The 7064-nt window shown below is 65.1% G+C and carries 7 protein-coding genes; all 7 read right to left on the bottom strand.

Annotation, left to right across the window (positions count from 1 at the left end; genetic code table 11):
• On the bottom strand, positions 1-617 hold a 617-nt coding region (hisB, locus tag VF515_18690; GenBank protein ID HEX7409661.1), incomplete at its 3' end, for an imidazoleglycerol-phosphate dehydratase HisB.
• A complete protein-coding gene (gene hisD / locus VF515_18685; GenBank protein ID HEX7409660.1) occupies positions 514-1956 on the bottom strand; it encodes a histidinol dehydrogenase in 1443 nt (480 codons plus the stop codon). The genes hisD and hisB, both read right to left, overlap by 104 nt.
• 7 nt (positions 1957-1963) lie before the next feature.
• The gene (gene murA / locus VF515_18680; protein ID HEX7409659.1) at positions 1964-3220 is read right to left on the bottom strand and encodes a UDP-N-acetylglucosamine 1-carboxyvinyltransferase; all 1257 of its coding nucleotides are present in this window, start codon (positions 3218-3220) and stop codon (positions 1964-1966) included.
• Between the two features lie 3 nt (positions 3221-3223).
• Positions 3224-4126: a peptide chain release factor N(5)-glutamine methyltransferase gene (gene prmC, locus VF515_18675; protein ID HEX7409658.1), complete on the bottom strand. Its 903-nt coding sequence runs from the start codon at positions 4124-4126 to the stop codon at positions 3224-3226.
• Entirely contained in the window at positions 4126-5193 is a 1068-nt protein-coding gene (prfA, locus tag VF515_18670; protein ID HEX7409657.1) for a peptide chain release factor 1, read from the bottom strand. The genes prmC and prfA overlap by 1 nt, the downstream gene beginning before the upstream one ends.
• An 89-nt stretch (positions 5194-5282) precedes the next feature.
• A complete protein-coding gene (rpmE, locus tag VF515_18665) occupies positions 5283-5486 on the bottom strand; it encodes a 50S ribosomal protein L31 (protein HEX7409656.1) in 204 nt (67 codons plus the stop codon).
• Positions 5487-5642: 156 nt separating this feature from the next.
• On the bottom strand, positions 5643-7064 hold a 1422-nt coding region (gene glpK, locus VF515_18660; GenBank protein ID HEX7409655.1), incomplete at its 5' end, for a glycerol kinase GlpK.

Genomic DNA, 7064 nt, shown 5'->3' with positions numbered 1-7064 from the left:
GACAGCACGCCTTGGACGCGCGGGTCGATCTGCGTCGCTTGGTCGAGGGCGCGCGCCAGTGCCTTGAAGCCGGCTTCGATGATGTGGTGCGGGTTGCGCCCCTGGATCTGATTGAGGTGGAGGTTCATGCCGACCGCATTGGTAAACGCCGCCATGAAGTCGTGCACTAGTTCGGTGTCGAAGTCGCCGACCCGCGCCTGTTTGATCCGCAGGTTATAGGCTAAGAACGGACGGCCGCTCAGATCGACCACGGTGCTGACCAAGGCCTCATCGAGTGGACAGGTGGCGTCACCGAAGCGCCGGATGCCGGCCTTGGCTCCCAACGCCTCACGCCAGGCTTGGCCAAGTGCCAACCCCACGTCCTCGACGGTGTGGTGCTGGTCGACATCGAGATCCCCACGCGCCCGGACGCTGAGATCGAAGAAGCCGTGCCGCGCAAAGATCTCCAGCATGTGATTGAGAAACGGGATGCCGGTATCCAGCTCGATACGACCGCGGCCGTCGAGGTTCAACTCAACGGTGATGTCGGTCTCCTTCGTCCTGCGTGTCACCGTGGCTTGCCGTCCCTTGCCTGGTGCCCGCGGCTTCCGTACCGCACGTGCTCTGACTGTTGCCATTCGGTCCTCCCTCCCTCCGCGACTTCCGACTACGGCTGCTCCCAGTCGCGAACCGGAGTTGGACTGCAGCTGCGTGCGCTTCGTAACCCTCCAGCGCGGCCAGGCGAGCGATCGTAGGCGCCAGCCGCTGGAGTCCCACACGCGTCGCCGCAACGACGCTGGTGCGTTTGACGAAATCATACACGCCTAATGGTGAGAAGAAACGTGCACTTCCCCCAGTCGGCAAAACGTGATTCGGCCCGGCGACGTAATCCCCCAGCGCCGCAGGTGAATACGGCCCGAGGAATAACGCCCCGGCGTTGCGGATCTGCCCCGCCCAGCGTTGCGCATTGCTGACGATCAGTTCCAGGTGTTCCGGCGCGATCTCGTTGGCGAGCGTAACCGCTTCCGCGAGGTTCCGCACGACAACCAAGGCTCCACGGCGGCGAAGGACGCGCGCGATGTCCTGCCGCCGCGGCAAGGTCCGGAGCTGGTTTTCGATCTCGGTTTGCACCGCCAGCGCCAGCCGGCGCGACGGCGTGAGGAGGACAGCGCATTCGTCGCCGCTGCCATGTTCGGCCTGTGCCAGGAGATCGGCGGCGACGTACGCGGGTGGCGCCGCCTGGTCCGCGATCACAACCACCTCGCTCGGCCCGGCGATCATGTCGATGTCCACCACGCCATAGACGATCTTCTTGGCCGCCTGCACCCAGGCATTCCCCGGTCCGACGATCTTGTCGACACGTGGAACGCTGGCGGTCCCGTACGCCAATGCCGCAACCGCTTGGGCACCGCCGATGCGAAAGACGGCGTTGACGCCAGCGATTGCTGCCGCCGCGAGTACGGCGGCGTTGGTGCCGTCGGAGCCCGGAGGGGAGACCATGATCACCTCCCGGACACCGGCGACGCGGGCCGGAATGGCGTTCATCAGGACGGAAGATGGATACGCGGCGTGGCCGCCAGGCACGTACAGTCCAACCCGGTCGAGGGCCACGATCCGCTGTCCGAGCTGCAGGCCCACCGGGTCCCGATAGCTCCACGATGTCGTCAGCTGGCGGCGGTGAAACGCCGTGATCCGCCGGGCCGCCAGCCGCAATGCGCGCAACGCATCAGGAGGCGTCGCCCGGACCGCTTCACCTATTTCGGCGGCACTGACCTGCAGCTGCGCCGGTCGCAGCGTGACCCGGTCGTACCGCCGCGTGCACGCGATGAGAGCGCGGTCGCCGCCCCGGCGGACGGCCTCGACAATGTTCCGCGCCTGCGTCTCGATCGCCGCCGTCGCCCGTGCCCCGCGTTGGTGAATCGCGGCAAAGTGGCGCGCGAAATCCGGTTCGTTGGTGGAAAGTACACGCACTGGCATCCGAGCCTCACCGTCCCTTCACCCGACGTATGTCGGCGCCCAAGGCGGACAGCCTGTCTTCGATACGCGCATAGCCGCGGTCGAGGTGATAGACGCGAGACACCTCGGTCACCCCTTCGGCTGCCAACCCAGCCAACACCAAACACACGCTGGCGCGCAAGTCGGTGGCCATGACCGGCGCACCGCTGAGCGCCGTCACACCCCGCACCATGGCGCTGCTGCCTTCCACCTTGATATCCGCACCCATGCGGTTGAGTTCCAAGGCGTGCATGAAACGATTTTCGAAGATCGTTTCCGAGATGACACTGCGGCCGTCCGCCAGCGCCATGGCGGCCATCATTTGCGCCTGCAGGTCAGTGGGGAAACCCGGGTACGGCATGGTCTTGACGTCGACACTGCTCAACCGGCCGTTGCCGATCACGCGGATGCCCTCCCGGTCTTCCTGTATGTCCGCCCCTGCCTCGCGCAGCTTGAGGATGACGGCATGCATGTGCTCGGCGCGGGCCCCGCGCACGAGGACGTCTCCGCCGGTGAGCGCCGCGGCGATCATGAAGGTGCCCGCTTCAATGCGGTCAGGAATGATCGTGAAGTCCAACCCCTTCAGGGACGGCACGCCGTCGATGGTGATGGTGTCCTCGCCGGCGCCGGTGATGCGGGCGCCCATCGCCGTCAAGGCGCGCGCCAGATCGACCACCTCCGGTTCGCACGCGGCGTTTTCAATGGTGCTGGTGCCCTCCGCCAAGGAAGCCACCATCATCAAGTGCTCTGTTGCGCCGACCGACGGTACGTCGAGGTAGATCCGCGCGCCGTGCAGTTTCTCGGCCTCGGCTTCGACATAGCCGTGGACGATGCGTGCCCGCGCGCCCATTTTCTGCAAGCCTTCGAGGTGGAGATCCACCGGCCGGCTGCCGATGGCGCAGCCGCCTGGGGTCGACACCCGTGCCCGCCCGAAACGTGCCAGCAACGGTCCGAGTGCCAGAAAAGAGGCGCGCATGGTCTTGACCAAATCGTACTGCGCCTCGAGTCTCGCGAGGCGCTCGGCGTGCACGCTGACGCTGCCCGCCTCCTCTTCGACTCGAGCCCCGAGGTCCGCCAGCAGTCTCAACGTGGTACGCACATCGACGACGCGCGGCACGTTGTGGAAGGTGCAGCGCTCCGCCGTCAGCAGGGAAGCCAGCAGTATCGGGAGGGCGGCATTCTTCGCACCCTCGACTGCCACCTCGCCCTTCAGGCGCCGCCCACCGCGAATGACGATCTTGTCCATGGTCTATCGCCGTGCGACCAGAGCGCGGGGAAGCCCGGCGTAATCCGGTTGGATGGATACCGGGCCGAAGCCTGCTGCGTGCGCCAGACGTTCCACGGCGCTGCCCTGATCAGCACCGATCTCCATGATCAACCAGCCGCTGTCTTTCAGACGCGGGTGCGATTCCGTCACCACGCGCTTGATCACGTCGAGGCCGGCGGCGCCACCGTCCAGAGCCAGGCAGGGTTCCCACCCGAGCTCGGGCTGCGAATCCTGCAGCTCATCGGAACACACGTACGGCGGGTTCGAGAGGATCGCGTCGAAGCGCAGGTCGCCGACCGCGACCAAGAGATCGCTCTCGGCGAAGTGGATGCGGTCCGCCACGGCGTGCCGCTGGGCATTCGCCGCTGCCACGGCGAGTGCTGCTGCCGAAAGGTCCACCGCCCAGATCTCCGCTCGCGGCAGTTCTCGCGCCAGCGCAACGGCGATGCAGCCACTACCGGTGCCCAAATCACAGAGTAGCGGCGCAGCATGCTGCGCCCTCTCCCGACCATGCTGGACCCCTGCACGGGGAAGGCGCAGTGCGAGTTCGACCAGCAGCTCGGTTTCTGGCCGGGGGATGAGGACAGCGTGCGTCACCAGGAAATCCAGAGACCAGAATTCTTGGCTGCCCACGATGTACTGCAAGGGCTCGCGGGCCAGTCGGCGAGTCAGCATCGTTTCGAAGCGGGCGCGGCACTCGGCCGGCACGCGGCGGTGCCAGCCGGCGTAGAGGGCGCTTCGATCGATGTTGCAGGCGTGCGCCAACAGGACCTCGGCGTTGAGACGAGCCGTTTCGATCCCCGCATCCGCGAGGCGGGCGGATGTGGACTCGACCAGTTTGGCGGCGGTGTCGGCCGGCGTGTCGGTCTGTGCGGCGGTGTTCATCAACTTGCGGCCTTCAGGGCCTCAGTCTGGTGGTACGTCATCAGGGCGTCGAGCAGCGGCTGGAGTTCGCCCTCGATCACGCGATCGAGAGAGTACAGGGTCAGGTTGATGCGGTGATCCGTCACCCGCCCTTGCGGAAAGTTGTAGGTGCGGATGCGTTCCGACCGCTCCCCGGTACCCACCATGCTGCGCCGGTTCTGTGCGACCTCCGCCTGCTGCTCAGCCTGGGCGCGTTCGAGCAGCCGGGCACGTAGGATCTTCATCCCTTTCGACTTGTTCTTGTGCTGCGACTTCTCGTCTTGGCAGGAGACCACGAGGCCGGTTGGCAAGTGGGTGATGCGGACGGCCGAATCGGTGGTGTTGACGCTCTGGCCGCCGGGTCCCGACGACCGATAGACATCGATGCGCAGGTCCTTGCTCTCATCGATGTGCACATCGACTTCGTCGGCTTCGGGCAGCACCGCCACGGTGACAGTCGACGTGTGGATTCTTCCCGAACCTTCGGTCTCGGGGACGCGCTGAACACGATGCACGCCGCCCTCGAATTTCAGCCGGCTGTACACGCCGCGGCCTTCGATCAAGGCGATGACTTCCTTGAAGCCCCCAAGCCCCGTGGGATTGGCGCTCATCAGTTCGAGGCGCCATCGCTGTTCCTCGGCATAGCGGCTGTACATCCGGAACAGCTCGGCGGCAAACAGACTGGCCTCCTCACCGCCGGTGCCGGCACGGATTTCGAGGATGACGTTGCGCTCGTCGTTCGGATCGTGCGGCACCAGCAGGCGTCTCATCTCCCGTTCGAGCGCTTCCATCCGGTCGCGTAATCCCGGCAGCTCCGCCTTGACCAGCTCGCGCATCTCCGGGTCGGCTTCCTCCAAGAGCGACTTGTGGCCGTCGATTTCGGCCAGGAGTTTTTTCCATTCCCGGTAGCGCTGCACGATCTCCTCGATGTCGGCGCGTTCCTTGCCGAGACGAGCGTACTCCTTGCGGTTGCCGATGACGGCGGGATCGACCAGCAAGCGCTCGAGGTCGACGTACCGTTGCTCAACTTCTTCGAGTTTCTGCAACATGACGACTAGTTGTCAAAAAAAAGGGCGTGGGAGGTCGCCTCCCTCGCCCTTTTCATTTCCACATCCGGAGAGAACGTGGGTTGCGACCACTACTCCTGCATACCGTACTTGCGCTTGAACCGTTCGACGCGTCCCGCGGTGTCCATCAGCTTTTGCTTGCCGGTGAAAAACGGATGGCAGCTCGAGCAGATTTCGACATGGATCGTCGGCACCGTCGAGCGCGTTTCAATGATGCTTCCGCAGGCGCACACGATCCGCGCCGCCTCATATTTGGGATGGATAGCCTCTCTCATCAGATTATGCCTCTTTCAAAGGACGTTTTTATAGCATCCGACTTCCGCAGCCGCAAGGAAGTCGTAACGACGATTGTGATGCGTGATCCGTGACCCGTGATCGGATTTCCACCGATGGTCCGAATCCTTCACGCATCACGCATCACGCATCACGCCTCACGATCCCAACGATCGCACGGCGGCCACGGCGCGGCGCCAGCCCTGATAGAGCGCCTCACGCTTCTCCGGAGCCATCCGAGGCCGGAAAACCCGATCCGGCTTGCGCACGCCTTCGAGCTCGCGTTCGGACTTCCACAGTCCCACACCCAGGCCGGCGAGCAAGGCGGCCCCCAGGGCGGTCGTTTCAACGACCTTTGGACGATCCACCGTGGTGCCGAGGATGTCCGCCTGGAATTGCATCAGCAAATTGTTGGCGGCGGCGCCGCCATCGACCCGCAGCCCGGTGAGCGCTCGGCCCGATTCGGCGACCATGGTGTCCACCACGTCGCGAGTCTGGTACGCCAGCGACTCGAGCGTGGCGCGGGCGATATGCTCGCGGGTCACGCCGCGCGTCAGGCCGACGAGTGCGCCGCGCGCGGCGGCGTCCCAATACGGCGCACCGAGTCCGACGAAAGCGGGCACCAGATAGACTCCCAGGGTGGAATCAACCCGGCGGGCCAGGACTTCGGACTCCCTGGCCTGCTTGATCATACCCAGACCGTCGCGCAGCCATTGCACCGCAGCCCCGGCGATGAAGACCGATCCTTCGACGGCATACGCGGGTTGTCCGTCGGGCGCGCAGGCCATGGTGGTGAGCAGCCCGCGGTGCGAAGTGACGGCGTGCTCGCCGGTGTACATGAGCAAGAAGCAACCGGTGCCGTAGGTGTTCTTGACCATTCCCGGCCGGAAGCAAGCTTGCCCGAACAGCGCGGCTTGCTGGTCTCCTGCGATCCCGGCGATCGGGACTTCCGCGCCGAACACGCGCGCGGCTGTGGTGCCGGCAATGCCGGCGGATGAAGTGACCTGGGGCAACACCTCCGCCGGCACGTTGAGCAGCCGCAGCAACTCCTCGTCCCATTTCCGTTCGTGGATATTGAACAGCAACGTGCGCGATGCATTGGTAAAGTCGGTAACGTGTACCTGGCCGCCCGTCAGCTTCCAAATGAGCCAGCTATCGATGGTGCCGAAGGCCAGGCGTTGAGCCCGGTTCCGTGCCCCTTTCACGTGATCGAACAACCATTGGAGCTTGGTGCCAGAGAAGTAGGGATCGATGACCAAACCGGTCTTCGCCTGGATGGTCGACTCCGCACCCTCCGCCTTCAGTGCCTCACAGTTTGGGGCCGTACGCCGATCCTGCCAGACGATGGCGCGATGCACCGGCTTCCCCGTGCGCCGGTCCCACAGTACCGTTGTCTCACGCTGGTTGGTGATGCCAATTGCCGTCACGTCCTTGGGTTTCAGACGCGCCGCTCGCAGCGTGATGCCGATCACCCGCTGCGTCACGCGCCAGATCTCTTCCGCATCATGCTCGACCCAGCCCGGGCGCGGGTAATACTGGCGAAACTCGGAGTAGCCGCGGCTGCGCACCCGACCCGAGGC

This window comes from Candidatus Binatia bacterium (assembly GCA_036382395.1).
GTDB lineage: Bacteria > Desulfobacterota > Binatia > HRBIN30 > HRBIN30 > JAGDMS01.
Note: the sequence above shows the minus strand (reverse complement) of the source record. Positions and strands in the feature narration are given on the sequence as shown.

Bases quoted from the DNA above. Each gene is read 5' to 3' on its own strand.
- rpmE (HEX7409656.1), bottom strand. From the start codon at position 5,486: ATGAGAGAGGCTATCCATCCCAAATATGAGGCGGCGCGGATCGTGTGC.
- hisD (HEX7409660.1), bottom strand. From the start codon at position 1,956: ATGCCAGTGCGTGTACTTTCCACCAACGAACCGGATTTCGCGCGCCAC.
- prfA (HEX7409657.1), bottom strand. From the start codon at position 5,193: ATGTTGCAGAAACTCGAAGAAGTTGAGCAACGGTACGTCGACCTCGAG.
- prmC (HEX7409658.1), bottom strand. From the start codon at position 4,126: ATGAACACCGCCGCACAGACCGACACGCCGGCCGACACCGCCGCCAAA.
- murA (HEX7409659.1), bottom strand. From the start codon at position 3,220: ATGGACAAGATCGTCATTCGCGGTGGGCGGCGCCTGAAGGGCGAGGTG.